Below are 26253 nucleotides of genomic sequence, written 5' to 3' on the forward strand. Positions count from 1 at the left end.
GGCGACGGGCTATTCCGCCCGCATTCCGGCCTTAGGGTGAAAACAACGGCGATACATTTCTAAGTACCCTCCGAGCGTCGAATGGGGCTGTATGGGCGTTGAGGTGAGCAGCGCTGGTAAGCGAAGTGAGGCGGCTGGCGGAGCAAAGCCGAATTCATTGACCTTTTGCTGTCCATTAGCAACACTCCCGCGCGAGTACCTCAAAACACTCTATTGAAGACGCAGGTTGTCATGAGAGATATCTTTCCCGAATTTTACCGGCATTCGGACGACAGCTTGGCTGAGCTTTGGTCGCAGTGCTGGTTCGTGTTAGACGCCAATGTCCTGCTAGCGCTTTATCGCCTTCCAAAGGAGGGACGAGAGGATCTGCTCAAGGCTCTTCAAGCGGTGAAGGAGCGACTTTGGGTGCCATATCATGCCGCCCTTGAATATCAGAGAAACAAGATAAAGGTAATCGCCGATCAAAAATCAGGCCTCAGTGACGTAAGAAGCCTGATTGAGAAGTCGGTGGAAGATCTTGAACGAAGTCTTTCTCCGTTCCAGATGGTCAATCCTGAGGAGGTAATTAGTCAGCTTCACAAGGTGCTGGATCCGTATAAGAAAAAGCTGTCTGATCTCGAGAAAGATCAAGCCGATGTGCACGACCCTGACGTCATAGGAGCTATGATCGACGAGCTCTTAGCAACGAGGATTGGCCCCGCTCCTGATCAGGCTTTCATCGATCAGATCAATAAGGAGGGCGTTGAAAGATACGCTGATTCGGTTCCTCCCGGTTTCAAGGACGCGGGCAAGACAGAGGCATTCGTGGGACAGGGGGTAAGATATTTTACCAAGTTTGGCGATTTATACCTCTGGAAGCAGACACTCGAAAAAATAAAAAAAGATTCGCTTCATGCAGTGGTGTTTGTCACGCAGGACGTGAAGGACGACTGGTGGTTAAGGGTGCGTGGCAAAACCATAGGGCCGCATCCCGAACTGAGGGCGGAAGCCGCCCGCAATGGGGCAGTCCAATTCCAAATGTATACTCTCCCAAACTTCCTTAAGTATGCGAGCAAGCATCTCAATGGGGAGATCAGCGAGTTATCAATTGAGCAGGCTTCTGAGCTAAATGATCCGGTTCATGCCGGCCGGGAAAATCCCATAGATGGGTACATCCCGGTTCTCCGAGTTGAAACGGTTAGATCAGCAATTAACGCAGCTAAAGCTGCTATTGATAGGACTGCGAGGCGGACTTTAGGGGGGCGACCTTATCATGTTGAACCTATAATAGACGGGTTCGTCCTTTGGGTTGCAGGAGTAGTTTCTCGTTCCGTTGTTGATACGTTGGCCGAGTTATTGCGCGGTTCCTTCGGTATAGTGACTGTTCATCGCTATAGTCGAGGAGGACCTACGGCATTCGAGCCGCTGGAGATAAAGATTAGGTTTGAAGATCAGGACGCGCTGCAAAGTGCTGCGTCTTTGATCCAAGTGCTAGCGGAGGACAACTTCGGGATCGGTCGCTTAAGGTGGGCGCCCACTGCACTATTGGTAGGAGTGCCGAATTCGGTAAATATCCAAGTGATCAACAGTTTTCTCAATGAGGTGAGGAAGCTGGCAGGGGTGGAACATGTTGAGGTGAAAGGTGACACGATAGGTATCTTCGGCGACATTAGGGATGCCCAATAGGCAGAAAAGCGCCAAATTCGAAGTCTGGAAAGTATCATCAACAAGACGTTGAATCCGTGGCGTGACATGCGCGCACCGCATCCCCGACCTTCGTCATCCTCGGGCTTGACCCTAGGATCCAAACCCAAGCCCTCCTCGCTCCTATAGTCACGCCAGTCCGCCCCAGCCGCTGACCTCACTGCCCGTCGCGTGGATCCTCGGATCAAGTCCGAGGATGACGAAAGAGAGGGAGGTGCCATGGGTGGCTCACGGGACACCGGAGCAAGCCGGATCCTTCGAGGGCCGGGCTTTGCCCGCCCACCTCAGGATGAGGGGGAACGCGTGGCACCGCCCCATCCTTTCGTCATCCTCAGCCTCATCCTTTCGTTATCCGCCGCCCCATGCTTTCGTCATCCTCGGACTTGATCCGAGGATCCAAACCCAAGCCCTCCGCGCCGAAATCATTCTTTCCGCGCCGCCGCCAGTCGTCCTAACCCGTTGATGTCGCTGGCCTGTGTGTGGATCCTCGGATCAAGTCCGAGGATGACGAAAGAAAAAGGGGCGCACCCACATCCACCCCCTCCCAACCCATGCCCATAATCCTCCCGTTCCGCTCTCGGATACACCGGCAGGCGTGCCGGCGAGGTGGAGCCGGCGCTGGTGGTGGAGAAACGACGTAAGTCTCCATCCTCGGGGTTCGCGGAAAATGGTCTCCCTCCGGCGACACGGGGAGAGGCGCGGGGTTTCGGACCGGCCCCCGCCTCTTGAAGCCCGAAAGCGCGCGCCGGGCGTGCCTGTGCGGCACACAGGGGGGTCGCGGGATTGGTGTCGCCGGACGAATACGTCCGTCGCGACAGCGAGCGTTCGGCGAAGGTGCCTTAGGTGTTGGCGGTAACTTGGTCCGCCCGGGCTTTTGGCAACCAGACGAACACCATTCCCGGAAGACCCTTGCAGAGGGACCGGAGTCGCGGACAACAACCGCCGAACGGGGTGCTGAGAGGTGCCACATAAAAACTAACTTACGAGGCAGCTTTCAGCGCCCCGTCCGAACTTTGAAAATTCCAAGGATCGCCAAGGGGGTAGTCTGTCCGCGCCTCATCGCCGGGCGGACGGAGCGCACCCGCACCCCGTGTCCTGTCGCCACTGCACCCCTGTCATGCCTAAAAACGCTTGCCTTCCACCCGGCACCGTGGTTTGACCCGCGCCATTCCCATTGCAGTACTACCGCACCGTTTGCGCCGAGGATTTTCAAAAATGTCCGAACAGTCCAAGCCCCATCTCCTGATCGTCGAAGCCCGCTTCTACGACGACATGGCCGACGCGCTGCTCGACGGGGCGACGTTCGCGCTGAAGGAAGCGGGCGCAACTTACGACGTGGTGACGGTTCCGGGCGCGCTCGAAATCCCGCCGGCGATCGCCATGGCGCTCGATGCGGCCGAAAACGACGGCACGCACTATGATGGCTTCGTGGCGCTCGGCATGGTGATCCGCGGCGAGACCTATCACTTCGATATCGTCGCCAATGAATCCTCGCGCGCGCTGATGGATCTTGCCGTCTCCGAGTCGCTGTCGATCGGCAACGGCATCATGACGGTGGAAAACGACGAGCAGGCCTGGGCCCGTGTGCGCCGCGCCGACAAGGACAAGGGCGGCTTTGCCGCACGTGCCGCGCTCACCATGATTGCGCTGCGCGAAAAACTGAATGGTTGATCCAATGACGAATGCAGAAAAACCGGCAGTCAAACCCGCCAACCAGCGGGGAGCGGCCCGCCTCGCCGCCGTGCAGGCGCTCTACCAGATGGATGTCGGCGGCGCAGGCGTCTTGGAAGTGGTCGCCGAATACGAGACCCACCGCCTCGGCCAGGAGCTCGACGGCGACACCTACCTGAAGGCGGACGCCTCCTGGTTCCGCTCGATCGTCGCCGGCGTCGTGCGCGACCAGGTGAAGATCGATCCGGTCATCCGCGGCGCGCTGCAGGAAGACTGGCCGCTGTCGCGCCTCGATTCGACGCTGCGCGCCATCCTGCGCGCCGGCACCTTCGAGATCCTCGAGCGCAAGGACGTGCCGATCCCGGTGATCGTCACCGAATACGTCGAGATCGCCCAGGCCTTCTTCGAGGGCGAGGAGCCGAAGATCGTCAACGCGGTCCTCGACCGCATCGCCAAACAGGTCCGCGGCCCCACCGCCAAATAGGCGAAACCACGAAACAGGCCTGGCCGCCACACAGGAGAGACCGCATCATGGAAGGCAGCGTCGAGGGGCTACAGGCGCAGGTCGTTGCCGCGCGGCGCAATGTCTTCCTGCTGTCGGCCGTCCAGGCGCTGCTCGGCTCCGCCCCGCCGCTCACCTTCGCGCTCGGCGGCCTTGCCACCTACCAGATGCTCGGCGACGACAAGTCGCTCGCCACCGCACCCTTGACCGGCTTCAACATCGGCGTGGCGCTCGGCGCCGTCGGCGTTGCCATTGCCTCGCGCTACCTCGGCCGCCAGGCGGGCTTCATTCTCGGCGCGCTGATGGGCGCCACCGGCGCGGCCGTTGCCGCCGTCGCGCTCTTCCGTGCCGATTTCTGGCTGTTTGCCACCGGCCTGATGCTGATCGGCGTCTCCGGCGGCTTCACCCAGAAGATCCGCTTTGCCGCCGCCGACGTCTCGCCGAGCTTCTACAAGCCGCGCGCCATCTCGTGGATCCTCGCCGCCGGCATCGTCTCGGCCATCCTCGGGCCGCAGCTGGCGATCTTCGCCAAGGATCTCCTGTTTCCCGTCACCTTCGCCGGTGCCTTCGTGGCGCTGATCCCGCTCAGCCTGATCGCCATCGCCATCCTCGCTGCGCTGAAGCTGCCGGAAACCGGCGTGCGCGCCGCGGGCGACCTGCCGGTCCGGCCGCTCAAGGACATCGTGCTGACGCAGCGCTTCATGACCGGCATGGTCTGCGGCATCGGCACCTATGCGCTGATGACCTTCATGATGACCGGCGCGCCGCTCGCCATGGTCATCGGCTGCGGCTTCTCCACCGATCTCGCGACCCTTGGCATCCAGTGGCACGTGCTGGCCATGTTTGCGCCGAGCTTCTTCACCGGCATGCTGATCACCCGCTTCGGCACGGAAAAGGTGGTTGCCGCCGGCCTGGTGATCCTGATGGCCTGCGCCGTCGTCGCCCACGCCGGCATCGAGCTCTGGAACTTCTGGGGCGCGCTGGTGCTGCTCGGCATCGGCTGGAACTTCGGCTTCATCGGATCCACCGCCATCGTCGCCTCCAGCTACCGTCCGCACGAGGCCGACAAGGTGCAGGGCTTCCACGACATCATCCTCTTTACCACCGTGGCGCTCTCCTCCTTCTCCTCCGGCAAGGTCTTCACCGCCTGGGGCTGGGAAGCCATGAACCTCGTCATCTGGCCGGTGACGATCCTCTGCCTCGTCCTCATTCTCCTCCTGATGCGCAATCGGCCGGCCAAACAGCCCTGACCTCCCCGTTTTGTAGGGCTTGACGCAGCCTCATCCTCGCGGGCACTCTCCCTCCCGCGGACAACCCTTGGTTCCTTGGGAGGGGAGGCGGTTGCCGCTCAATGCCGCCGGGGGGACCTCGCGGCGCAAGGGAGAGGAAAAACGAATGACCGTTCTATTCGGTGTGATCGTGTGCGGCTTGCTATCGATCATCTATGCCGCCTGGGCGACGCGGGCCGTGCTCGCCGCCGATCAGGGCAATGCCCGCATGCAGGAAATCGCAGGCTATATCCGTGAGGGCGCGCAGGCCTATCTGACGCGCCAGTACATGACCATCGCCATCGTCGGCGCCGTGGTGACCGTCATCACCTGGCTGCTGCTCTCCGCCACCGCCGCCATCGGCTTCGTCATCGGCGCGGTGCTCTCGGGCGCTGCCGGCTTCATCGGCATGCACGTCTCGGTGCGCGCCAACGTCCGCACCGCCCAGGCCGCCTCGCAGAGTCTCGGCGCCGGCCTCGACATCGCCTTCAAGTCGGGCGCCATCACGGGCATGCTGGTGGCGGGTCTCGCCCTTCTCGGCGTCGCGATCTACTACCTGATCCTGACCGCCGGCCTCGGCCATGAAAGCGGCTCGCGCCCGGTCATCGATGCGCTGGTGGCGCTCGGCTTCGGCGCCTCGCTGATCTCCATCTTCGCCCGCCTCGGCGGCGGCATCTTCACCAAGGGCGCCGATGTCGGCGGCGATCTCGTCGGCAAGGTCGAAGCCGGCATACCCGAAGACGATCCGCGCAACCCGGCCACCATTGCCGACAACGTCGGCGACAACGTCGGCGATTGCGCCGGCATGGCCGCCGACCTGTTCGAGACCTATGCGGTCTCAGTCGTCGCCACCATGGTGCTCGGCGCGATCTTCTTTGCCGGTGCGCCGGTGCTCGACAGCGTGATGATCTATCCGCTCGCCATTTGCGCCGCCTGCATCGTCACCTCGATCGCCGGAACCTTCTTCGTCAAGCTCGGCACCAACGGCTCGATCATGGGCGCCCTCTACAAGGGCCTGATCGTCACCGGGCTCTTGTCGATCGTCGGATTGGCTCTGGCCACCTCCGTCACTATCGGCTGGGGCGCCATCGGCACGGTTGCCGGCATGGAGATCACCGGCACCAACCTCTTCCTCTGCGGCATCCTCGGCCTCGTCGTCACGGCGCTGATCGTCGTCATCACCGAATACTACACCGGCACCAACAAGCGCCCGGTCAACTCCATCGCCCAGGCCTCCGTCACCGGCCACGGCACGAACGTCATCCAGGGCCTGGCGGTCTCGCTGGAATCGACAGCACTTCCGGCCATCGTCATCGTCGGCGGCATCATCTCGACCTATCAGCTCGCCGGACTGTTCGGCACCGGCATCGCCGTCACCACGATGCTCGGCATCGCCGGCATGATCGTCGCGCTCGACGCCTTCGGTCCGGTCACCGACAACGCCGGCGGCATCGCAGAAATGGCCGGCCTTCCCGCCGATGTGCGCAGGTCTACCGATGCGCTCGACGCCGTCGGCAACACCACCAAGGCGGTCACCAAGGGCTATGCCATCGGCTCGGCCGGTCTCGGCGCGCTCGTGCTGTTTGCCGCCTATTCCAACGATCTCGCCTACTTTGCGGCGAACGCGGACCGCTACCCGTATTTCGCCGGGATCGGCGACATCTCGTTCAGCCTGTCCAACCCCTACGTGGTCGCCGGCCTGATCTTCGGCGGTCTCATCCCCTATCTCTTCGGCGGTATCGCCATGACCGCCGTCGGCCGCGCGGCCGGCTCGATCGTCGAGGAGGTGCGCAAGCAGTTTCGCGAAAATCCCGGCATCATGCTCGGCACCGTGAAGCCGGATTACGGCCGGGCCGTCGACATCCTGACCAAGGCCGCGATCCGCGAGATGATCGTGCCGTCGCTCTTGCCGGTGCTCGCCCCGATCGTCGTCTATTTCGGCGTCCTGTTGATCTCCGGCTCCAAGGCCTCGGCCTTTGCAGCGCTCGGCGCCTCGCTGCTCGGCGTCATCGTCAACGGGCTGTTCGTGGCAATCTCCATGACCTCGGGCGGCGGTGCCTGGGACAATGCCAAGAAGAGCTTCGAGGACGGCTTCGTCGACAAGGACGGCACCCGCCATATGAAGGGGTCGGACGCCCACAAGGCTTCCGTCACCGGTGATACGGTCGGCGACCCCTACAAGGACACCGCAGGACCTGCGGTCAATCCGGCGATCAAGATCACCAACATCGTCGCGCTGCTGCTGCTGGCGGTGCTGGCCGGCTGATCTCGGCCCAGGCCGCGAAACGAGAACGGCCCGCGAGGTTCACCTCGCGGGCCGTTTCATGATGGGATGTGGCCGTTCATTCTGACCACTAAACTGGCTTACTGGCCCATGTTCTGGAACACGTTCCTGGCCGCGTTCGCGCCGCTGGCACCGCCGCCCGACAGCAGCTGCTGCAGGAAGGTGAGGTCGCGCCCGCCGGTCGGCGTCGTGCGCGAGATGCTGTCGAAGACCTTGCCGTCCTGAAGCGTGTAGTTAGCCTTCCTGGAAACCACACCGTCCTCGTCGAAATAGATCGCCAGGACCGTCTGCTCCACGAGCCGTGGCTTCATGAAGGCAACGGGGCGCTCGCGCTTCTGCGAGATGTAATACAGAACCTCCGAATCGAAGGTTGCGGTCGTCGAGGGCGTGCCCATGGTGAGAAGCACCTGCTCGCGGCTGGAGCCGACGGGGATCAGAGCCAGTGATTCTTCGTCCAGTACATAGCCGTTGTACATCGTCTGGCCGATGTCCATGGAGGTGCAGCCGGTAAGGGATGCCGTTGCGATGATGGCCGCTGCTGCGGTGCTGCTCAAGAACTTCATGTAAGACCTTAACACCTGCCTCGTTGAGGCTTTCCCGAAACTTCCGATTGCGGCTTCGCCGCCACCTTGCTGCCCATATCATTGTGGCTATTCCGGGGAGGGCAGATGCCGACGTTTCGGCGGCCCCGGTGTGATATGCTCCAACGACGTTGCAATTCGTCCCTGCTTCGGTAAACCAGCTTGCGCTTCCATGCAACACGTGGCGGCTAACTGTGGGAAATCTTATGATCTTCGGTCTGTTCCGAAAGAAAAATCAAAACCAGCCGATCGTCGATCGTCAATACGCGTCCTTGACATCGGCTGCCCGCGTTCCTTTTTTCTTCAGCGATCTTGGCGTTCCCGACACTGTGATGGGGCGCTTTGAAATGTTGTCGATCGTGATGATCCTGTTCTTCCGCCGTACGGCGAAGTCGGGTGTCAGCGGCATGGAACTTGCCCAGGAGATCATCGATTGCTTCTTTCAGGACATCGATCATTCGATCCGCGAGCTTGGGATCGGAGATCAGGGTGTACCCAAGCGGATGAAGAAACTCGCCGGCATGTTCTACGGACGGCTGGAAAGCTACGCGGCGGCTCTCGACGCCGGGGATGCCGACGCTCTTGCCGCGGCACTGTCGCGCAATATCCATCCGAAGGTGGAGCCGGCGCAGCCGATGCGCGGTCTCGCCGAATGGATGCTTTCGGCGGAAGCCGAGCTGTCGACGATCAGCGAAGACGAGATTGCGCGCGGCGCCATAGTGCTGCCAATGCCCAAGAATTGAGGTGCCCATGAAACCCGCTTACCACAGCAGCGAAAAGTCTCCCCTGTCCTATCCGGTGCGGGTCGGGCATATTTCCGCCAATCCCGTGACCGTCAAGATCGAAGCCGCGCCCGCCGAGCTGGAGCGACTGGCGGCGACGTGGAAGGTGCTCGCCGTCAGCTCTCTGACGTCGGAAATCCAGATCGCCCGCTGGAAAAAGGACGGCGTGCTCATCAAGGGCCGCGTCCGGGCAGATATCGAACAGGCCTGCGTCGTGACCCTCGAGCCGGTCGCCGCAAGGATCGACGAGACGTTCGAGCAGATCTTCGTCCCCGAGGGGTCCAAGCTCGCCCGCGTCATGCTCAGCGATACCGCCGAAATGGTGCTGGACCCGGAAGGTCCGGATCTGCCCGAGGTTTTTGTCGGAGACACCATCGATGCCGGCGAGGTGATTGCCGAAGCGGTGGCGCTCGCAATCGATCCATACCCGCGCAAGCCCGACATCGAATTTGAAGGCCATATCGAGGACGATGCCTCCGGACCGGATGCGCGGCCTTCGCCTTTCGCAGCCCTCAAGGACTGGAAAAAACAAGACTAGCGTAGAAATCGCCGCTATTGCGTTGTAAGCACCGCGGGAGCCACTACTTTGCCCAGGGCTACGCCCCGTGGCGAGCAAAAGGATCAGGGACGCGTGATCAGAATTTCTCTCGATGTCATGGGCGGCGATTTCGGTCCCGAAATCGTCATCGCCGGTGCAGCAAAGGCACTGGAACGACATCCGGACATCACCTTCTTGCTGTTTGGCCTGCAGGCCGAATGCGAGCCCCATCTTTCCAAGCATCCGAAGCTGCGCGAGCGGTCGGTCTTCCACGACTGTGAACTCGCCGTTGGCATGGACGAGAAGCCGAGCGCTGCCTTGCGCCGGGGACGCTACGTCTCCACCATGTGGCGTTCCATCGAAGCCGTGAAGCTCGGCGAGGCCGACGTCGTCGTCTCCGCCGGCAATACCGGCGCGCTGATGGCGATGTCGAAATTCTGCCTTCGCACGCTGGCACACATCGAACGTCCGGCCATCGCCGGCATCTGGCCGACGCTGAAGGGGGAGAGCATCGTGCTCGACATCGGCGCGACGATCGGTGCCGATGCCCATCAGCTGATGGATTTCGCCCTGATGGGGGGCGCCATGGCGCGCGCGCTCTTCGAGGCGCAGCGGCCGACCGTCGGCCTCCTCAACGTCGGCGTCGAGGAAGTGAAGGGGCAGGAAGAGGTCAAGGAAGCCGGTCGACTGATCCGCGAAGCCAACCTTCCGACGATTGCCTATCACGGTTTCGTGGAGGGCGACGACATCGGCAAGGGGACCGTCGACGTGGTGGTCACCGAAGGCTTTACCGGCAATATCGCGTTGAAGACGGCGGAAGGTACCGCCCGCCAGATCGCCGAACTGCTCCGGGAGGCGATGTCACGCACCTGGATGTCCAAGCTCGGTTACCTTCTTGCCAAGGGTGCCTTCGACCGCCTGCGCGAGAAGATGGATCCCCGCAAGGTCAATGGCGGTGTCTTCCTCGGGTTGAACGGCATCGTCATCAAGAGCCACGGCAGCACCGACGCCGAAGGCTTCGCAGCGGCGATCGATGTCGGCTACGACATGGCCCGCAATGGCTTGACCCAGAAGATTGTTGATGACCTCGAAACTTACCATGCCCGCCGCCAGCCACCGGCTGGCCCCGAAGCGGCCTGACGACAGGATACCGATAGCATGATCCGTTCAGTGGTACGCGGTTATGGGGCTGCATTGCCCAAGCGCGTCGTCCCCAACCGTGAGTTGGAGGGCATGGTCGCGACGTCGGACGAATGGATCGTCCAGCGTACCGGCATCCGCCAGCGTTACATTGCAGGCGAGGGCGAGACGACTGCTTCGCTGGGCGAGCAGGCAGCCCGCGCGGCGCTGAATAAGGCCGGTCTGACGCCCGACGACATCGACATGGTCCTGGTCGCCACCTCGACCCCCGACAACACCTTCCCGGCGACCGCCGTCAACATCCAGCAGCGGCTGGGGATGACGCATGGCTTCGCCTTCGACATCCAGGCCGTCTGTTCCGGCTTCGTCTACGCCATGACGACCGCGGACCTCTACATCCGCGGCGGCATGGCCAAGCGCGTGCTGGTGATCGGTGCCGAGACCTTCTCGCGCATCCTCGACTGGAACGACCGCACCACCTGCGTGCTCTTCGGCGACGGAGCGGGCGCACTGGTGCTGGAAGCAGCCGAGGGGCAGGGGACGGTCGATGACCGCGGCGTCCTGACGGCCCACCTGCGCTCCGACGGCAGCCACAAGGACAAGCTCTATGTCGACGGCGGCCCCTCGACCACCGGCACCGTCGGCCACCTGCGCATGGAAGGCCGCGAGGTCTTCAAGCATGCGGTCGGCATGATTACAGACGTCATTGAGGCCGCCTTTGAGGCAACAGGCACCACGGCCGACGATCTCGACTGGCTGGTGCCGCACCAGGCCAACCGCCGCATCATCGACGGATCGGCTAGGAAGCTCGACATTCCCACCGAGAAGGTAGTGGTCACGGTCGATCTGCACGGCAACACCTCGGCCGCCTCAATCCCGCTAGCGCTGTCGGTCGCGCTCGACGACGGCCGCATCAAGCAGGGCGACCTTGTGATGCTGGAAGCCATGGGCGGCGGGTTTACCTGGGGAGCCATGCTCATCCGCTGGTAGCGGCACCGCCGTTCGGTCTGTATCAAGGTAAGACAGCGGGCGAACCTGCTGATTTTACAGTAGAGCTTGACCCTGGCCTGCAAGCAAAATACTCTTGCCCGGCGTACAGAACGGTAAAGAACTGGGCGGGGATCATGGCCGGAAAAACAGTGACACGGGCGGATCTGGCGGAATCGGTATTTCGCAAGGTGGGTCTCTCCAGAACTGAATCGGCCGAGCTGGTCGAGACCATCATCGACGAGATCTGCAATGCGATCGTTCGCGGCGAAATCGTCAAGCTCTCGTCTTTCGCCACCTTTCAGGTACGCTCCAAGAACGAGCGCATCGGCCGTAATCCAAAGACCGGCGAGGAAGTGCCGATTTCGCCACGCCGGGTGATGACCTTCAAGGCGTCGAACGTGCTGAAGCAGCGGATCTTGAGGGCGCACAACACTCGAAAGCTGAAGCAGAAGACGGCCGCTCCGGCAGCCTGACGCATTAGTCTGTTCACGACCTTTCTTCCCACTTGAATTGCAGCGGTTAGAACGCTGAAATGACCGGCGATTCGTAGGCGGCACTTCGTGCTGGCGCGACTCGCTTGCAGGCATGTTCGAACTTGCCGTTGGAGACTGAGTTGGACAAAGGCCCGGACGCTTTCCGCACCATCAGCGAGGTTGCCGAAGATCTCGATCTGCCCCAGCACGTCCTGCGTTTCTGGGAGACGCGGTTTTTGCAGATCAAGCCGATGAAGCGTGGCGGCGGTCGGCGTTACTACCGCCCCGAAGACGTCGATCTCCTGAAGGGCATCCGCCACCTTCTCTATGACCATGGCTACACGATCAAGGGCGTCCAGAAGCTCCTGAAGACGAACGGTAACAAGTTCGTGTCCGCGATCGCCTCCGGCGATTTGGCGACCATGGATGCAATCGTTGCCGCCAGCGGCGACAAGCAGCCAGAGCCGAAGATCAGTGGCGGCGAAGAGGACCAGCTTGTCGGGCGCGCCAAGGCAAAGCCCAGCGGCCGGTTCTTCGGCTTCGGTCCCAGCACCGAGGATGAGGCGCTGGAGGTTTTGATCGGCAAGTCCGGTATCGGCAAGGAGGACCGCGCCCTGCTTCAGGAGGCACTTTTCGACCTGCTGGAGTGCAAGCGCCTCCTCGACCAGGTCCGCTGAGAAAGTCTGGAAATCTCACCGTTCACCTCTGGTTCAGGCGAAAACCCTGACTATCTGCCCCAGAAGACGCAGAAAAAGAGGTGAGGAAACATGAAAAAGCTCGCAGTCATCCTGATTTCGATGGCCACGGCCTTTACGGGCGTTGCCCCGGCACAGGCATTTCCGTCGGTCTCCGTCCCCAAGGTCGAGGCCGGCACCGACGTCCAGGAGGTGCGGCATCGCGGTCATCGCGGCTACCGCCAGCGCCACTACGGTCATCGCCGCTACCGCCACCATCGCGGCAATGCCGGCGCCATCATCGGCGGCCTGGCGGCCGGCGCCATCATCGGCGGCGCGATCGCCGCACAGCAGCAGCCCCGCTACTACCGCGGCGGCAATGCGCACGTGAACTGGTGCCACTCGCGCTACCGCTCCTACCGCGCCTACGACAACACCTTCCAGCCCTATCACGGCCCGCGGCGCCAGTGCCGTTCGCCTTACTGAGTGATGCAAGAAGCCGGTCCTTCGAGACCGGCTTTTTCGTCTGACGGCTGTCGCTTGCAGCCTTTGCGACCGCTGCTCGAAAACGTCGTTAAAACTTCATGAAAACGATCCGATCTGACCGGAACCAGCGCCGCCGAGCTTGCGTTCTTTGCACGGACGGAGGATCACGCGATGATTGTTTGGATGATGCACAATACGACCACGGGACCCGAAACTGAGCTCGCCACGGGCACCTATGCCGACGGGCTCTTTCCGTTGACGCTCAAGTACCCGCAGGGCAGGGCCGATCGCAGCTTCCGCGATTCCTACGCGCGCGACACGCGCCTGGCGCACAAGGGGCCACCCATGGCCGACATGGCCGCCGGTTGAGGCGAGGGGTAGGACACCGTCTCAGGCCGCCGACTGGAACCGGGATGGAAACACCGACCGGAACGCCCGCCACCAGAAAGCACTCTTTTCCGGCGGGCGCAGGGTGATGATCCTGCTGCAGGTCGAGGGGAATATTTCATTCTGGTGAAGAACGGTAAAGTTGTCCTCGGCATCGAGATCCCGGACCAGCTTTCGCGCCGACAGCTCCAGCCCGTGCGGAACCCGAAGATAGCAGTAAACGGAAAAATGCTTGGATTTTTCCGCGACCGACTCGGCATATTGCACCATGTCCGGCCAGCTGGAGTCGGATCCATCCACTCCCTCGACGTCTGACATCAGTCATCCTCCTCAACCTTGAGATGATTTTGCACGGCCAGGGAGAGAGGTCAACTTCACCTAATGGTGGAGGCACGGCCAGATCTGACGCGGCAGAAAGGCCGGCATAAGGAACGGCCGGACCGCGGGGAGGGCAGGCGCGTACCCGTCAGGCCTGCACACGAAACATGCTCCGGCGTCAGTCCTGAAGCGGCGGAACGTCCCCGAAGGAGATGATCAGATTGGGGGATGTCATGTCGCCCGTCTCAGTGTCGACGATCACCGAATAGGCGGCGACGCCGGGATGCCGTTCGGACATGGCCGTGGCGATCCGTTCGGCGGAGGCGGCATTGCTCGCCTGCCGGAGCTCTCCGGGCACAAGCCCGCCCCTGCCTTTTTTGTAGGGGATGATGATGAATTTTTCCGAGGACATGGCGCGCGCTCCTTGCCCGGAGGGCATGCCGCCAACGCACCGAGATAGCAAGCGGTAAATTGCCGAGCGCCGACCGGCATTGCCGGGGAGGTCTCTGGCGAGCCCGCACCTTCCGCCTTTCCCTTCCTGTTTCTTCCACGCGGGCGAATTTCCGCTTGCGTCGGAATGACCGAGAGATTAGGGAAATCATGCTCGCAAGAGCTTGTCGGAATGTAGCGCAGCCCGGTAGCGCACTTGACTGGGGGTCAAGGGGTCGTGGGTTCGAATCCCGCCATTCCGAGATTTAGAGCGGCATCCTCGAATGTCGCGGCGGATGAAGGCCAGCTGGTGATCGCCAGCTGGCCTTTCTGTTTCCGGTAGAAGCCTAGCGGCTGCCGCTGCTCCCCGACCCCCTGGAACATTTGCCGCCCCCAGCCTTTTTATCCTCAAGACATACGGCGGCCGGCATGCCGGCACCGAAAGACGAAGGGGTAGCAGACGATGGGAATGTCCTACTGGCGCTTTGCGGCGATGATCGCGACATCGACGGTCGTGATGTACGGGCTGATGTATCTCAACACCTATGCGCTGGAGCACGTCTTCTGGAGCGAGACGCGGGCCTGGATGGCCCTGGTGATGGGGTCCACCATGGCGGTGATCATGCTCAGCTTCATGCTGGGCATGTACAGGAACCGGATGCTGAACATGGCGATCGTGGGCGGCGCGGTGGCGGTCTTTGCCTTGTCTCTCTGGCTGGTCCGAGGACAGGCGACCGTGAACGACACCGACTACATGAGTGCGATGATCCCCCACCATTCGATCGCGATCATGACCAGCGAACGCGCCCGGATCACCGATCCCCGCGTCCGCCAGCTCGCCGACGAGATCATCGAGGCGCAGGTCCGCGAGATTGCCGAGATGAAGTCGCTGCTTGCCGACCTGGAAGCGCAAGACCGATAGCGGCTCTGCCATCACGACGCCGGCGACTGCGCGGCCTGCAGCATCCGCTGGAGGGCAGCGGTGGCGGCGGGAGGAAAGGGGGGGGTGGGCTCCCGCCGGCCGGCCTTACGTCAGGATCCGCACCGGAACCGCCTTGGCGGCCGGGGTCTTCGACAGCTTCTCGTGGTGGGACAGCGGGATCAGCGGATTGAGTTCCGGATAGTAACCGGCGACGCATCCATCGGGGAGGGCGAACGGAAGCACCTTCAGTCCACCCACCTTGCGCTCCCGGCCATCGTCCACATCGGTCTGCAGGCCGACCACCTGGCCCTCGTGGAGACCGAGCTTTCTCATCTCCTTCGGGTTGATGAGCAGCACGTCGCGGGTGCCTTCGATCCCGCGCAGGCGGTCGCTGTAGCCGTAGATGGTGGTGTTGAACTGGTCGTTGCTGCGCAGCGTCATCAGACGATAGCGGCCATCCTGGTCCTCGAAGCCGGCGGCCGACAGTCCTTCCGGAACGGTGAACTGAGCCTTGCCGCTTTCCGTCTTCCAGATCCGCTCGCGCGCGCTGTTGCCGCGGTAGAAGCCGCCGGCGGTGAACATGCGCTTGTTGAAGTCATGGAATTCCTTCGGATAGGTCTCCTCGATCAGGTCGCGAACGATGGCGTAGTTGCCCTGCCATTCATCCCACCGGACCTTGGGGTTGGGCGGGAGGGTCGCCTTGGCGATGCCGGCGACAATGGCAATCTCCGACAGGAGATGCTCGCTCGCCGGCTTGTGCTTGCCCACCGAGCCGTGAATGCAGCTCAGGCTGTCTTCCATTGTGACGGTCTGCCGGCCGCTCGCCTGCATGTCCTCCTCGCTTCGGCCAAGGCAGGGGAGGAGGTAGGCGACCTCGCCGTTGATGAGGTGGCTGCGGTTGAGCTTGGTGGCGATCTGCACCGTCAGCCGCATCTTCGTCCAGGCCTCCTCCATGGCGCCATGTTCGGGAATGGCTCGGACGAAGTTGCCGCCGAGGCCGACGAAGGCCTTGACGCTGCCGTCCAGCATGCCCTCGCAGGCTTCCACCGTGTTCATGCCGGTGTCGCGCGGGGGCTCGAAGCCGAACATGGAAGCAAGCTTGTCGAGCGGCACGAGTTCCGGCTTTTCCGAAATGCCGACCGTCCGTTGCCCCTGCACGTTCGAATGGCCACGCACAGGAGAAATGCCAGTGCCGTCGCGGCCGATATTGCCCTTCAGCAGCAGGAGATTGACGAGCATGGCGATGCTGTCGAAGCCGCCGACCTGCTGGGTCAGGCCCATGCCGTAGATGCCGATCACCCGTTCGGCGTCGGCATAAACCTGGCCTGCGGCCTCCAGATCAGCGCGGCTGAGCCCCGATTCGCGCTCGATCTCGTCCCAGCCGGTCGCCCTGACCTTCTGCTCGAAAGCCTCCAGGCCATCGGTGTGCCGGGAGACGAAGTCGCGGTCGATGACCGAGCGGCCCTGCTGCTTGGCTTCGTCGTCCTTGGCGAAGACGTGCTTGCACATGCCCAGCACGGCTGCGATGTCGCCGCCGGTTTTCACCTGATGATACTGGCAGGAGATCGCGGTCTCCTTGCCTGTCAGCATCTCCGTCGGGCTCTGGGGATTGATCATCGACTCCAGGCCTTTCTCGCGGACCGGATTGAAGGTGACGATCTTGCAGCCGCGCTTGACCGCCTCCTGCAGCGGGTGCAGGAAGCGCGGGCTGTTGGAGCCGGTGTTCTGGCCGAAGAAGAAGATGGCGTCGCAGGTGGAGAAGTCCTGGAAGACCGAGGTGCCCACCGAAGCGCCGATCACCTTCTTCAGCCCGACCGAGGTGGTCTCGTGGCACATGTTGGAGCTGTCTGGCAGGTTGTTGTTGCCGTAGAGCCTGGCCATCAGCGCATAGAGGTAGGACGTCTCGAGGCTGGCGCGGCCGGAGGTGTAGAAGATCACCGACTTCGGATCGAGCGCCTTCAGCTCGCGGCCGATGCCGGTGAACGCTTCCTCCCAGGAACAGGGAACGTAGCGGTCGCTTGCGCGATCGTAGCGCATCGGATGCGTCAACCGCCCTTCATGCTCCAGATCGTGATCCTTCCAGCGCTGTAGTTCGGTCACGGTATGCTTGGCGAAGAAGTCGAGCGTGGTCCGGCGTGGCGTCAGCTCCCAGAGCGTCGCCTTGGCACCGTTTTCGCAAAATTCCAGAGGATTGTGATCGGCAGGCTTTGTCCAGGCACAGGAGACGCACATGAAGCCGCCCGGCTTGTTCTGCCGGCGAAGCGTATCCAGCACAGCCGGCGTATTGCGCTCCTTGGCAAAGATCCGCGCGATCCCCTTGGCCGATCCCCATCCGCCAGCCGGGCCATCATAATGTACGGTCTTGTCCTTCGACATAGAGCTCCCCCTTCGCCAGGTCCTGTTCCGCGAGACTGCCAGCTGCAGGTCGCGCGCCTATGTTCTGGCAACACGCAGGGGCCGATGAAGTTCCCTGCCGACAATGGCTTGAGAGGCGATGGGCAACGCGCCGCAGCCTCCCGCCGAGGCCATCGAAACTTTTGATCGGCAAGACGGTTGGGATGAGGTCGGAACTACAGACGCCGCCTTGTGGCGCACCCACAACATCGATTTGGGAGAGAGCATATGCCTGAGAAACACCCCAACACCGTCCGCTGGGGCGGTCCCGGCGCCAGCCACGAAGACCGCAGCAAGCCCATTCCGGAGAAACACGACCCTCGTCCCGATGGCACGCCGACAAACCCGCCGGTGAGCCGCGTCTCTGGCGGCGGCGGCGAGCGCGATGAGAAGCACAGCCACGTCGACAACATGCGCAGCAGCAAGTCGAATGCAACCTCTACGCCGAGCCCGACCGCCGGCCGCGAGTGGCGCGACAACGCGCCACGCGACTAGGACTAGCGGAACTCCGACGGTCTCTCCGCCAATGTGACGGTGTCGCCGGGGTTGTCATGAAAGGAAGCTGTTCAGGGTTCGCGCCAAAGGGCGGGGCACTGTTGCAGGCAGGCAGGGACGATGCCAGCTGCTGGCAAGGAAAGCCTCGCCAAGGGGCGAGGCTTTCCTGCTCGGTAGGCAGTCTCAGATTTCCGGGCAGCCGCGGACGTTGGCGAAAACCATCCGGGTCGGGCCGCGGCGGGTCATGCCCTCTACAGTCAGGCTGCGGCGCGTGACGCGTGTCACCTCGGCGCGGCGCAGACCTTCGTCGCGGGCGATAGAGAGCGCCTCACGAGGGCTGCATTCGTCACGACGACGGTCACGACGGTCACGACGGTCGTCGTCGCGGATGACCGGACGCACACCATCGGGGCCGATTCGCAGCTCAAGATCCTGAGCGGACGCGACGGTTGTCGTGGTTCCGACGGCAGTCAGCGCAAGGGTAAGGGTAAGACCGGCCTGGGCCAGGAATTTCAGCATGCTATCCTCCGTCTGGCGACCGCCACGGTCGCGCTAGATTGTGATGCCCGTGAACGCTCGGTTGAAGAAGAGGTTCCTCCCGCCCCGCTGAATATTACCAACGACGATCGCGGAGTTTGCAGTTTTCTACCCACGTGAAAAAGCCGCCGGAGATTACGGCGGCTTTCACGCACTTCCTGGGCAAGGGTTTAGCGGAAGCGAGGCGCCCGGGAGGCATTCATCAGAAGCTCCTGCTCGGTCGCGAATGAGCCGAGCAGCTTCAGAAGGCGCTGCTCTTCGTCGCACTGCAGACGATAGCGCTTGGAGAACTCGCTGACGCTCCAGACCTTGCGAAGCCCGGTGTCCTGAAACCGTTCAACGTCTACGTGCTCGCTCATTCCAGATCCCCTCTACGCGATGATGACCGAAAACGTCGCGCGAGGGACGAAGTTCCAGGGGAGATGAAATTATTTGTACGCGTTTGAACGCCTTCTTCAGCCGTCGTTGGCGGAGCTCAGGTTCTGCGGTCGAATGCCATCATCCAGGCTGCGCGTACGCAGTCTCACGCCCGGTCCGGCGCCGGGATTGTCTTCTCCCGCAGCGAGAAAGACGATCCCCTTCGGCTCAAGCGCCAGCCGAAGACGTTCGGCCACCGCTTGATCGACGGCGGTGGCGCCTTCTGCCTGATGGATGTCGTGAGTGGAGATGCCGGTCATATCGGCGAGTTCTTCGACCGAAAGGCCAATCATGGCGCGCCCGGCGCGCAATTGTGTTCCTGTCAGCATAGAAGCAATTTGGCGCAGCGGTCGCCGAAGTCAAGCAAGGCCTGCGGATCTGGTGGCCCGGCCGCTCTGCCGGTGGAAGCGGTGCTCCAGGGCAAAACACCCCCAGACCACGCCGAGCAGCATGTAGAAGTGCCGCCAGTGGTCGGTGTCGATGACATTGCCGATCAGGCAATGGCCGAGGATGACGATCCAGCCGATCATCAGGAAGGGCTGCCACGGCCGGTCGCGCAGAAGGTAGCGGAAGCCCGTCGCCAGGGTCCCGCCGATCATGATGATGTAGGTGACGAAGCCGAGCCAGCCGTAGGTGGTGAGCGACTTCAGCCAGATGTTGTGCTCGTCTTCGCCGAACATCCGGCCCAGTTCCATCGGTCCGATGCCGAGCGGCCGCTCCATGGACAGGAGAAAGCCGATCTTGTGACGCTGGAAGCGGCCCATGTGGGCACCATCGTAGTCCTGGACCAGCTTGGCGCGGGTGGTGAAGAGGTTGGAGACCTGATCGAACTGGAGAGCAATGGCCAATGCCACCGCAAACAGCACGAGAGCCGCGATGGACAGCACCAGGATCTTCATCCGGAAGGCCCCGGTGCGCTCCTTCAGGAGCATGATGACGATCAGCATCAGGGCGCTGAAGGCAAGGAGGCCCCAGGCGGCGCGCGAAAACGACAGGAAGACGCCGAGAACCAGAACCAGGAGGCCGGCAATCAGAAGCGGCGACTGCAGGAGCTTGCCGGTCAGCAGGCGGTGCATGAGGTAGAGGATGGGCGCGATCAGATAGGGGCCGAAGACGTTGGGGTCCTGGAAGGCGCCCATGGCGCGGTCGTAGCGGGTGAAGGCATCGGCGCCCGGGAAGGCGTGGAAGTAGCCGAGGATGCCGAGGATCGCGGTGATCACGGCCGCCGCCACCCAGGCCTTGAAGATCAGGGTCAGGCGCTGGTGACGGCTTTCGATGACGGCGGCGTAGAAGACGGAGCTCATGGCAAGAAAGATCGACACGGCCGCATAGAGCGGGCCGCCGGACATGTCCTTCATGACGATGAGCGCCAGGAGGCCGCCGACGTTGAAGACCAGCAGCAGGGCGAGCAACACCCCGACGGTGCGGGAAATGGCAAGGCCGAGCAGAAACCACACGGCGATCTGGCCCGCCATGATCAGCTCGTAGGGCGCCGGTTCCGACATCACGAAGCCGGACAGGAAGACGCCGAAGGCGATCATCCCGGAACCGAACAAGGTCAATGCCGCGCGCTGGGGCTCAAAGGCGCGCTGATCCTGGACGAGCGCACTCAATAGGCATTGTCCACGTTGAGCAGCCGGATCGGCGTCAGGAACAGGATCTTCAGGTCGAAGAGCAGCGACCAGTTCTCGATGTACTCCAGGTCGTAGGCCGTGCGCATGCGGATCTTCTCGTCGCTGTCGAGCTCGCCGCGCAGGCCGTTGATCTGCGCCCAGCCGGTGACGCCGGGCTTGACGCGGTGGCGGGCGAAGTAGCTTTCGACGACGTCCACGTAGCGGCGCTCTCCGGTCTGCGCGTGGATCGAATGCGGCCGCGGGCCGACGAGCGAGAGGCTGCCGCGCAGGACGTTGAAGAGCTGCGGCAGCTCGTCGATCGAGGACTTGCGCAGGAAACGGCCAACCGGCGTCACCCGCGGGTCATTCTTGGTGACGGCCTTCTTGGCGGTCGGATCCGCCATCTCCGTGTACATGGACCGGAATTTCAGGACGTCGATCACCTCGTTGTTGAAGCCGTGGCGCTTCTGCACGAAGAAGACCGGACCTTTAGAGGTTGCCTTCACGGCGATGGCGGCGCCGATCATCACCGGCCAGATCATCACCAGGGCGAGCAGCGAGAAAACGATGTCGAAGACGCGCTTGGCAACCGAATCCCAGTCGCGCAGCGGCTTGTCGAAGATGTCGAACATCGGCACGGCGCCGACATGCGAGTAGGAGCGCGGCCGGAACCGCAGGTGGTTGGCATGGGCGGCCAGCCGGATGTCGACCGGTAGCACCCACAGTTTGCGCAGAAGCTGCAGGATGCGCGCCTCCGCCGAGGCGGGAAGCGCGATGATCAGCATGTCGACCCGCGCCAGCCGGGCAAATTCGACGAGTTCGGCGAAGGTGCCAAGCTTCGGATAGCCGGCCACCACCGGCGGCGAGCGTCCCGAGCCGCGGTCATCGAAGATGCCGCAGATGCGGATGTCGTTGTCCGGCTGCTGTTCCAGCGCCCGGACCAACTGCTTGGCGGGTTCGCCGCCCCCGACGATGACGGCGCGCCGTTCCATGATCCCGTTGCGTGCCCAGTGGCGGATGCCGAGCGCCACCAGCTGCCGCTCGATGAGGAGGAAGACGGCCGTGCCGAAAAACCAGACGAGATGGCCTGTGATGCTGATGGATCCGGCTTCGACGACATGAAGCATGCCTGCCGACGCGGCAAAGCCGATCAGCCAGGCGACGACCACTCGCCGGCGGGCGCGCGCGGCAGTGCGCAGCAGGGGGATCTGATAGGTGTCTGCCGCCTGCATGGCGATGACGGCCACCAGCGACCCCAGAAGGGCGATGGCGAAATGGGTGGGAAGGCCGGCATTGTCCGGCGGGGTGAGGGTGACCATGGCCAGGAGGCCAAGCGCCAGCAGCGACAGGAACTCCAGCAGCCGGATCTGGCCGATCAGCAGTGACGGTGAGGTGTTCTCGTCGCGGAACTGGCTGGCGATCTGAAGCGCGAACGGGTTCAGCACCGAAGGCGCATCCTCCGTGTCGCCCGCAGGCAGGTCGGAGACCTTGCGGCGCAGGGCATCGGCGTCGAACTGGCCTTTCATACCGGCGTCGGGCATCCAACTGGTCCTCTTGCAGCGCATGTCGTGTCGCGCCGCGCTCGGTTCCCTTGTCGCAAGACGACTAGCAGGAAGTTGCTAAGAAACCTTTAGGGCTGGTCCCGGAGCAGGCTGCGGTAGAGGTCGAGCATGCTGTCGGCCATGACGGAGCTAGAGAAAACGGACCGGAAGGTGTCCGGCTTCGGCATCACCCGGCGCTGCCAGCCTGGATCGACGGCGGCTGCCGTCATGACCTGCGACAGATCCTGCGCGTCGCCGGGGGTTGCAAGCGCCTCGCTGTCGGTGCCGAGGATCTCCGGGATGCCGCCGACGCGCGAAGCGACCACCGGCTTCTGGGCCGCAAGCGCCTCGATGACGATGTAGGGCATGGCCTCGGCGCGCGAGGGGACAACGACGGTGCGGGCCATGGCGAAGGCCTCGCGAGCCGGCATCGCCGGCATCATGCGGATGCGGCGGCCGAGGCCACGCTCCGTCATCATAGCCTCGTAGCGGTCGCGGTCCGGGCCATCGCCGACCATCAGCCCGGAAAGCGGGCGTCCGAGCGCCCGTTCGGTGCGGGCGAAGGCGTCGACGAAGACGTCGGGGCCTTTCAGATCGCGCAGCATACCGATGTAGAGGAAGTCGGCGGCATCGTCCGGCGCAACGACGGGCGTGAATTCCGATGCCTTGACCCCGTTGAGAATGACCTTCCACGGCGTCGTCGGGTTCCCGACCTTGGCCTGGTAGGTGCGTCGCTCGTAGTCGCAGACGAAGACCAGCGCATCGGTGAAGCGCTCCTGCAGCCGCTCGACGCGCAGGACGGCCTGGCCGGATAGGCTGGACCGTTCAAAATGCAGGCTTCCGCCATGCGGTGAATAGAGACGGGCGACGCGAGACCTGTTTGCCCGAAGCCCTGTGCCGATCATCCGTGCCAGCACGCCGCCCTTGGCGCCGTGACCATGCAGGATGTTCGGCTGCAAGCTCTTTATATGCTTGTAACTCCTCAAGAGTGCAGAAAGATCCGAAGGCGCGATGGCGCGGCGCACCGGGATGCGGGTGAGCCCCAGTGTCAGGTGCGGCCGGATGCTGTCGAAGAGCTTTTCCTCATGCGCTCCGCCCGTCGAACTGTCGCAGAGAATGCCCACATCGTGCCCTGCCGCGCGGTGCTCCTCGACCAGGTCCCGGACATGCCGGAAGATGCCGCCGACGGGAGAGCGAAAACAGTGGAGGATGCGCAGCTTCTCGGGTTCGGCCATAGGATCAGAACAGCCGTTCGCGGACATAGATCGTGTCGCCGGCGAGCACGGGGCTCGCGATCGAGGTGCGGCCGGTCAGGACCTGGGCGTTGATCTTGCGGGTGATATCGACGTCGCGCTGGTTGCCGCGCGGCGTGAAGCCGCCGGCGATCGCGACGGCGTTCTGCGCCGTCATTCCGGGCACGTAGGCGTACTGGCCCGGCCGGCCCACTTCGCCCATGACGAAGACGGGGCGGTAGCGATCGACTTCGATCGTCACGTCCGGGTCGCGCAGGAAGCCCTGCTTCAGCCGAGCAGCGATGGCGCCTTCGAGCGCCGGAAGGGTCTGGCCACGCGCGGCAACCTGGCCGATCAGCGGCAGGGCGACGTAGCCGGCCTGGTCGACGGTATAGGTGTTGGAAAGCCCTGCCTGCTCGAAGACGGTGACCCTCAGACGGTCGCCGCTGTCCAGCCGGTAGGGCTGGATGGCCGCCTGCTGGAAGGATTTCGGTGCCGGCTGATAGGCGGAGCAGGCCGAGACGGCCACCGCCATTGCGGCCAGGGCAAGCGTCATCAGGCTTGGTCGACGGGCGACGGACATTCGCTGGTGGCTCCGGCTGATCATCAGATGACGCAGTTATCCGTCTTTTACGGTTAATGCCCGGTAAAGGCGAAAGCTTGGGCTCATGCTTTTTCGCCGCGGCATTAACGCTTGGATTACCATAAAGACTTACGCTTGCCGGGATTTCGCGAGAACTGGAGCTTCGGATGTCGGGCGTAATGGGCAACAATCACGACGTGGACATTGATCTGGGACGATTGTTTTCGGCGGTCTGGGAGCGCCGTAAGCTTGTTGCCGGGATCGTGGTCGTTTCCGCCGGCGTTGCTTTGTTGGCGACTACAATGATGACCCCGCTCTACAAGGGGGAGACGCGGCTGCTGATCGAATCGCGGTCCGCCAATCTGTCGAATGGACCGGCGCCAGCCGCGGCGAACGATCCCATTCTGGATGCCTTGAACATCAGCAGCCAGGCGGAATTGCTGCGCTCCACGGACCTCATCCGGCAGGTCGCGGCGGATCTGCGCCTGGAAGAGACCGACGAATTCAACCCGCACCGCCAGTCGTTCCTGCCCAACCCTCTCGTCCTGCTCGGCCTGAAGCAGGACCCCCTCGACATCCCGCCGGAAGACCGGTTGATCAAGGAATTCCGCGAGAAGCTACAGGTCTTTGCTGTCGAGAACTCGCGCGTCATCGCGGTGGAATTCTCCTCCGAGGATCCAAAACTGGCCGCAGCGGTGCCCAACCAGATCGCCAAGGTCTATCTGCAGCTGCAGAGCGGCGCTAAGCTCGACAACAATTCCGACGTCACCCGCTGGCTGGAGCCGGAGATCGCGACGCTGACCGAAAGGGTTCGCGAGGCAGAAGCCAAGGTTGCCGAATACCGCTCGTCCGCCGGGCTCTTCCAGTCCTCCGACACCAGCAGCTTTACGTCGCAGCAGCTGAACAATATCTCGACGGAGCTGGCGCGTGTGCGCGCCGAGCGGGCCAATGCCGAGGCGAGGGCGGAAAACGTGCGCGCCGCCGTCGAGGCGGGCCGCAATTCGGATTCTCTGGCCGAGGTCGTCGGTTCCCAGGTCGTCCAGCGGCTGCGCGAAACCGAGGCCAATGTCCAGGCGCAGATCGCCGACCAGTCCACCGTCCTTTTGGAGAACCATCCGCGGCTGAAGGGCCTGCGCGCGCAGCTTGCGGGTATCCGCCAGCAGATCGACGGTGAAACGCGAAAGATCCTCGCCAGCCTCGACAGCGAGGCCGAGGTCTCGCGCATCCGCGAGCGGCAGTTGATCCAGCAACTGAACGAGCTGAAGGCTGCATCGTCGAAGGCGGGCGAGGAAGAGGTCGGACTGCGGGCGCTGGAGCGGGAGGCGACGGCCCAGCGCCAGCTCCTTGAGACCTATCTGGCCCGCTACCGCGAAGCCGCCTCTCGCGCCGATCCGAATGCAGCTCCGGCGGATGCACGGGTCATCTCCAGCGCCTTCGAGCCGTCCGAGTCCTATTTCCCGAAGGTCATCCCGATCGTCGTCATCGTGGCTCTGGCCAGTCTGATCCTGACGGCAATCGCCATCATGGTAGGCGCGTTGTTCTCCGGTCGTGCCCTGCGGCCGGTCGGCGAGGCGAACGCCTTGGCAGCCAATCGACCGGTGACTGTAGTCCGCGAGCGTTCGAGGGCAAACGGCGGCGTGTCCGTGGACCCCGTCGATGCGGCGGCGGCGGAAGCCTTCGTCTCGGCCAATGAGGAACCCGCGCCAGTGTCGGCTGCGTCGCCCCTCCAGGATGAGGCTTTTTCCACCGTCGGCGTCGCCAACACGCTGCTGCGCCACGGCGTTCCCTGCGCCTTTGCCGTGTCCCCGGGTGGTGATGCGGGCTCGACTGCGACGGTTATGCTGGCGCGCGAAGTGGCCGAGCGGGGCAAGTCGGTCGTTCTTCTCGATCTTTCCAGCTCCGGCTGCGCGTCGAAACTGATGGCCGAGAACATGCGGCTGCCGGGGATCACCGACCTGCTGTGCGGCGATACCGCCTTCGGCGACGCCATCCATTCCGATCGCCTGTCCGACGCCCATATCATTCCGCGCGGCGCAGCCGACGTGGAAAGCGCCATGCGCGCATCCGACCGTCTGCGGATCATTATCGATGCGCTCGTCGATGCCTACGATCTGGTGCTGGTGGAATGCGGTCAGGCGCAGGTGTCGAGCCTGGAGAAGCTTGGCGGCAGGCCGGAAATGGAGATCGTTCTGTCCATGCCGGAGGGACAGGATCATCAGGTGGTGGAGCTCGTGCAGCAGCTGACGGATGCCGGCTACCGCAACCTTCTGATCATGGCCGGTGGCGTGCCAAGCCGCAGGCGCGCGGCCTGAG

At 63.1% G+C, this 26253-nt stretch carries 27 protein-coding genes and 1 tRNA gene; 17 read left to right on the forward strand and 11 right to left on the reverse strand.

Features of this window, described 5'->3' with window-relative positions:
• Nucleotides 1-231 precede the first annotated feature (231 nt).
• The 5 genes from M1E10_RS14725 (at nucleotide 232) to M1E10_RS14745 (ending at nucleotide 7390) form a co-directional block, all read left to right on the forward strand.
• Nucleotides 232-1665: a PIN domain-containing protein gene (locus tag M1E10_RS14725; protein ID WP_499173563.1), complete on the forward strand. Its 1434-nt coding sequence runs from the start codon at nucleotides 232-234 to the stop codon at nucleotides 1663-1665.
• 1233 nt (nucleotides 1666-2898) lie between these two features.
• A complete protein-coding gene (gene ribH, locus M1E10_RS14730; protein WP_499173565.1) occupies nucleotides 2899-3354 on the forward strand; it encodes a 6,7-dimethyl-8-ribityllumazine synthase in 456 nt (151 codons plus the stop codon).
• A 4-nt stretch (nucleotides 3355-3358) separates the two neighbouring features.
• Nucleotides 3359-3838, forward strand: coding sequence for a transcription antitermination protein NusB (gene nusB, locus M1E10_RS14735; protein WP_499173566.1), 480 nt, complete (start codon nucleotides 3359-3361; stop codon nucleotides 3836-3838).
• A 47-nt stretch (nucleotides 3839-3885) separates the two neighbouring features.
• Nucleotides 3886-5106 (forward strand): MFS transporter, encoded by a 1221-nt coding sequence (locus tag M1E10_RS14740; RefSeq protein WP_499173568.1) that lies wholly within the window; start codon nucleotides 3886-3888, stop codon nucleotides 5104-5106.
• 145 nt (nucleotides 5107-5251) lie between these two features.
• Nucleotides 5252-7390 carry a sodium/proton-translocating pyrophosphatase gene (locus tag M1E10_RS14745; RefSeq protein ID WP_499173569.1) on the forward strand — a complete coding sequence of 713 codons (2139 nt, stop codon included), beginning with the start codon at nucleotides 5252-5254 and terminating at the stop codon, nucleotides 7388-7390.
• 98 nt (nucleotides 7391-7488) lie between these two features.
• On the opposite strand, the gene M1E10_RS14750 is transcribed toward M1E10_RS14745, so the two are convergent.
• Nucleotides 7489-7971, reverse strand: a complete 483-nt coding sequence (locus M1E10_RS14750) for an outer membrane protein assembly factor BamE (RefSeq protein WP_499173570.1) — start codon at nucleotides 7969-7971, stop codon at nucleotides 7489-7491.
• A 224-nt stretch (nucleotides 7972-8195) separates the two neighbouring features.
• Here M1E10_RS14750 and M1E10_RS14755 point away from each other — a divergent pair, with 224 nt between their 5' ends.
• From M1E10_RS14755 to M1E10_RS14790, 8 genes are all read left to right on the forward strand, one after another.
• The gene (locus M1E10_RS14755) at nucleotides 8196-8732 is read left to right on the forward strand and encodes a ubiquinol-cytochrome C chaperone family protein (protein WP_499173571.1); all 537 of its coding nucleotides are present in this window, start codon (nucleotides 8196-8198) and stop codon (nucleotides 8730-8732) included.
• 7 nt (nucleotides 8733-8739) lie between these two features.
• The gene (locus M1E10_RS14760) at nucleotides 8740-9309 is read left to right on the forward strand and encodes a YceD family protein (protein ID WP_499173572.1); all 570 of its coding nucleotides are present in this window, start codon (nucleotides 8740-8742) and stop codon (nucleotides 9307-9309) included.
• 93 nt (nucleotides 9310-9402) lie between these two features.
• On the forward strand, nucleotides 9403-10449 hold the full coding sequence (plsX, locus tag M1E10_RS14765) for a phosphate acyltransferase (protein WP_499173573.1): 1047 nt from the start codon (nucleotides 9403-9405) through the stop codon (nucleotides 10447-10449).
• Nucleotides 10450-10467: 18 nt separating this feature from the next.
• Nucleotides 10468-11439: a beta-ketoacyl-ACP synthase III gene (locus tag M1E10_RS14770; protein ID WP_499173574.1), complete on the forward strand. Its 972-nt coding sequence runs from the start codon at nucleotides 10468-10470 to the stop codon at nucleotides 11437-11439.
• Between the two features lie 134 nt (nucleotides 11440-11573).
• Complete coding sequence (locus M1E10_RS14775; protein ID WP_499173575.1) at nucleotides 11574-11912, forward strand: integration host factor subunit alpha; 339 nt, start codon at nucleotides 11574-11576, stop codon at nucleotides 11910-11912.
• Between the two features lie 140 nt (nucleotides 11913-12052).
• On the forward strand, nucleotides 12053-12589 hold the full coding sequence (locus M1E10_RS14780; RefSeq protein ID WP_499173576.1) for a MerR family transcriptional regulator: 537 nt from the start codon (nucleotides 12053-12055) through the stop codon (nucleotides 12587-12589).
• A 90-nt stretch (nucleotides 12590-12679) separates the two neighbouring features.
• Entirely contained in the window at nucleotides 12680-13072 is a 393-nt protein-coding gene (locus M1E10_RS14785) for a BA14K family protein (RefSeq protein WP_499173577.1), read from the forward strand.
• A gap of 183 nt (nucleotides 13073-13255) precedes the next feature.
• Entirely contained in the window at nucleotides 13256-13441 is a 186-nt protein-coding gene (locus M1E10_RS14790) for a hypothetical protein (RefSeq protein ID WP_499173578.1), read from the forward strand.
• Nucleotides 13442-13462: 21 nt separating this feature from the next.
• On the opposite strand, the gene M1E10_RS14795 is transcribed toward M1E10_RS14790, so the two are convergent.
• Both M1E10_RS14795 and M1E10_RS14800 read right to left on the reverse strand, forming a co-directional pair.
• Complete coding sequence (locus M1E10_RS14795; protein ID WP_499173580.1) at nucleotides 13463-13777, reverse strand: hypothetical protein; 315 nt, start codon at nucleotides 13775-13777, stop codon at nucleotides 13463-13465.
• Nucleotides 13778-13955: 178 nt separating this feature from the next.
• On the reverse strand, nucleotides 13956-14189 hold the full coding sequence (locus M1E10_RS14800) for a hypothetical protein (RefSeq protein WP_499173581.1): 234 nt from the start codon (nucleotides 14187-14189) through the stop codon (nucleotides 13956-13958).
• 206 nt (nucleotides 14190-14395) lie between these two features.
• Here M1E10_RS14800 and M1E10_RS14805 point away from each other — a divergent pair.
• A tRNA-Pro gene (locus M1E10_RS14805) sits at nucleotides 14396-14469 on the forward strand.
• 206 nt (nucleotides 14470-14675) lie between these two features.
• Nucleotides 14676-15128 carry a DUF305 domain-containing protein gene (locus M1E10_RS14810; protein WP_499173582.1) on the forward strand — a complete coding sequence of 151 codons (453 nt, stop codon included), beginning with the start codon at nucleotides 14676-14678 and terminating at the stop codon, nucleotides 15126-15128.
• A 105-nt stretch (nucleotides 15129-15233) separates the two neighbouring features.
• Here M1E10_RS14810 and M1E10_RS14815 read toward each other — a convergent pair whose 3' ends face one another.
• Nucleotides 15234-17504: an FdhF/YdeP family oxidoreductase gene (locus tag M1E10_RS14815; RefSeq protein ID WP_499173583.1), complete on the reverse strand. Its 2271-nt coding sequence runs from the start codon at nucleotides 17502-17504 to the stop codon at nucleotides 15234-15236.
• Nucleotides 17505-17750: 246 nt separating this feature from the next.
• Here M1E10_RS14815 and M1E10_RS14820 point away from each other — a divergent pair, with 246 nt between their 5' ends.
• A complete protein-coding gene (locus M1E10_RS14820; RefSeq protein ID WP_499173584.1) occupies nucleotides 17751-18017 on the forward strand; it encodes a hypothetical protein in 267 nt (88 codons plus the stop codon).
• A 183-nt stretch (nucleotides 18018-18200) separates the two neighbouring features.
• On the opposite strand, the gene M1E10_RS14825 is transcribed toward M1E10_RS14820, so the two are convergent.
• From M1E10_RS14825 to M1E10_RS14855, 7 genes are all read right to left on the reverse strand, one after another.
• Nucleotides 18201-18536: a hypothetical protein gene (locus M1E10_RS14825; protein ID WP_499173585.1), complete on the reverse strand. Its 336-nt coding sequence runs from the start codon at nucleotides 18534-18536 to the stop codon at nucleotides 18201-18203.
• Between the two features lie 188 nt (nucleotides 18537-18724).
• The gene (locus tag M1E10_RS14830) at nucleotides 18725-18913 is read right to left on the reverse strand and encodes a hypothetical protein (protein WP_499173586.1); all 189 of its coding nucleotides are present in this window, start codon (nucleotides 18911-18913) and stop codon (nucleotides 18725-18727) included.
• A 96-nt stretch (nucleotides 18914-19009) separates the two neighbouring features.
• The gene (locus tag M1E10_RS14835; RefSeq protein WP_499173587.1) at nucleotides 19010-19264 is read right to left on the reverse strand and encodes a DNA-binding protein; all 255 of its coding nucleotides are present in this window, start codon (nucleotides 19262-19264) and stop codon (nucleotides 19010-19012) included.
• A gap of 66 nt (nucleotides 19265-19330) precedes the next feature.
• Entirely contained in the window at nucleotides 19331-20584 is a 1254-nt protein-coding gene (locus M1E10_RS14840) for an O-antigen ligase family protein (protein ID WP_499173588.1), read from the reverse strand.
• Nucleotides 20581-22125 (reverse strand): undecaprenyl-phosphate glucose phosphotransferase, encoded by a 1545-nt coding sequence (locus M1E10_RS14845; protein ID WP_499173589.1) that lies wholly within the window; start codon nucleotides 22123-22125, stop codon nucleotides 20581-20583. Before M1E10_RS14845 ends, M1E10_RS14840 begins: the two co-directional genes overlap by 4 nt.
• Before the next feature lie 89 nt (nucleotides 22126-22214).
• On the reverse strand, nucleotides 22215-23360 hold the full coding sequence (locus M1E10_RS14850; RefSeq protein ID WP_499173590.1) for a glycosyltransferase family 4 protein: 1146 nt from the start codon (nucleotides 23358-23360) through the stop codon (nucleotides 22215-22217).
• 4 nt (nucleotides 23361-23364) lie between these two features.
• Nucleotides 23365-23913, reverse strand: a complete 549-nt coding sequence (locus M1E10_RS14855; protein ID WP_499177187.1) for a polysaccharide biosynthesis/export family protein — start codon at nucleotides 23911-23913, stop codon at nucleotides 23365-23367.
• A gap of 194 nt (nucleotides 23914-24107) precedes the next feature.
• On the opposite strand from M1E10_RS14855, the gene M1E10_RS14860 reads away from it, so the two are divergent.
• Nucleotides 24108-26252 carry a GumC family protein gene (locus tag M1E10_RS14860; protein WP_499173591.1) on the forward strand — a complete coding sequence of 715 codons (2145 nt, stop codon included), beginning with the start codon at nucleotides 24108-24110 and terminating at the stop codon, nucleotides 26250-26252.
• The last annotated feature ends 1 nt before the right edge of the window (nucleotide 26253 follow it).

It is taken from the genome of Rhizobium sp. PK7-22 (assembly GCF_056530405.1).

Coding starts and splice junctions, on each gene's coding strand:
- M1E10_RS14725 (WP_499173563.1), top strand. CDS start 232: ATGAGAGATATCTTTCCCGAATTTTACCGGCATTCGGACGACAGCTTG.
- ribH (WP_499173565.1), top strand. CDS start 2,899: ATGTCCGAACAGTCCAAGCCCCATCTCCTGATCGTCGAAGCCCGCTTC.
- nusB (WP_499173566.1), top strand. CDS start 3,359: ATGACGAATGCAGAAAAACCGGCAGTCAAACCCGCCAACCAGCGGGGA.
- M1E10_RS14740 (WP_499173568.1), top strand. CDS start 3,886: ATGGAAGGCAGCGTCGAGGGGCTACAGGCGCAGGTCGTTGCCGCGCGG.
- M1E10_RS14745 (WP_499173569.1), top strand. CDS start 5,252: ATGACCGTTCTATTCGGTGTGATCGTGTGCGGCTTGCTATCGATCATC.
- M1E10_RS14750 (WP_499173570.1), bottom strand. CDS start 7,971: ATGAAGTTCTTGAGCAGCACCGCAGCAGCGGCCATCATCGCAACGGCA.
- M1E10_RS14755 (WP_499173571.1), top strand. CDS start 8,196: ATGATCTTCGGTCTGTTCCGAAAGAAAAATCAAAACCAGCCGATCGTC.
- M1E10_RS14760 (WP_499173572.1), top strand. CDS start 8,740: ATGAAACCCGCTTACCACAGCAGCGAAAAGTCTCCCCTGTCCTATCCG.
- M1E10_RS14770 (WP_499173574.1), top strand. CDS start 10,468: ATGATCCGTTCAGTGGTACGCGGTTATGGGGCTGCATTGCCCAAGCGC.
- M1E10_RS14775 (WP_499173575.1), top strand. CDS start 11,574: ATGGCCGGAAAAACAGTGACACGGGCGGATCTGGCGGAATCGGTATTT.
- M1E10_RS14785 (WP_499173577.1), top strand. CDS start 12,680: ATGAAAAAGCTCGCAGTCATCCTGATTTCGATGGCCACGGCCTTTACG.
- M1E10_RS14790 (WP_499173578.1), top strand. CDS start 13,256: ATGATGCACAATACGACCACGGGACCCGAAACTGAGCTCGCCACGGGC.
- M1E10_RS14795 (WP_499173580.1), bottom strand. CDS start 13,777: ATGTCAGACGTCGAGGGAGTGGATGGATCCGACTCCAGCTGGCCGGAC.
- M1E10_RS14800 (WP_499173581.1), bottom strand. CDS start 14,189: ATGTCCTCGGAAAAATTCATCATCATCCCCTACAAAAAAGGCAGGGGC.
- M1E10_RS14810 (WP_499173582.1), top strand. CDS start 14,676: ATGTCCTACTGGCGCTTTGCGGCGATGATCGCGACATCGACGGTCGTG.
- M1E10_RS14815 (WP_499173583.1), bottom strand. CDS start 17,504: ATGTCGAAGGACAAGACCGTACATTATGATGGCCCGGCTGGCGGATGG.
- M1E10_RS14820 (WP_499173584.1), top strand. CDS start 17,751: ATGCCTGAGAAACACCCCAACACCGTCCGCTGGGGCGGTCCCGGCGCC.
- M1E10_RS14825 (WP_499173585.1), bottom strand. CDS start 18,536: ATGCTGAAATTCCTGGCCCAGGCCGGTCTTACCCTTACCCTTGCGCTG.
- M1E10_RS14830 (WP_499173586.1), bottom strand. CDS start 18,913: ATGAGCGAGCACGTAGACGTTGAACGGTTTCAGGACACCGGGCTTCGC.
- M1E10_RS14835 (WP_499173587.1), bottom strand. CDS start 19,264: ATGATTGGCCTTTCGGTCGAAGAACTCGCCGATATGACCGGCATCTCC.
- M1E10_RS14845 (WP_499173589.1), bottom strand. CDS start 22,125: ATGCCCGACGCCGGTATGAAAGGCCAGTTCGACGCCGATGCCCTGCGC.
- M1E10_RS14850 (WP_499173590.1), bottom strand. CDS start 23,360: ATGGCCGAACCCGAGAAGCTGCGCATCCTCCACTGTTTTCGCTCTCCC.
- M1E10_RS14855 (WP_499177187.1), bottom strand. CDS start 23,913: ATGACGCTTGCCCTGGCCGCAATGGCGGTGGCCGTCTCGGCCTGCTCC.
- M1E10_RS14860 (WP_499173591.1), top strand. CDS start 24,108: ATGTCGGGCGTAATGGGCAACAATCACGACGTGGACATTGATCTGGGA.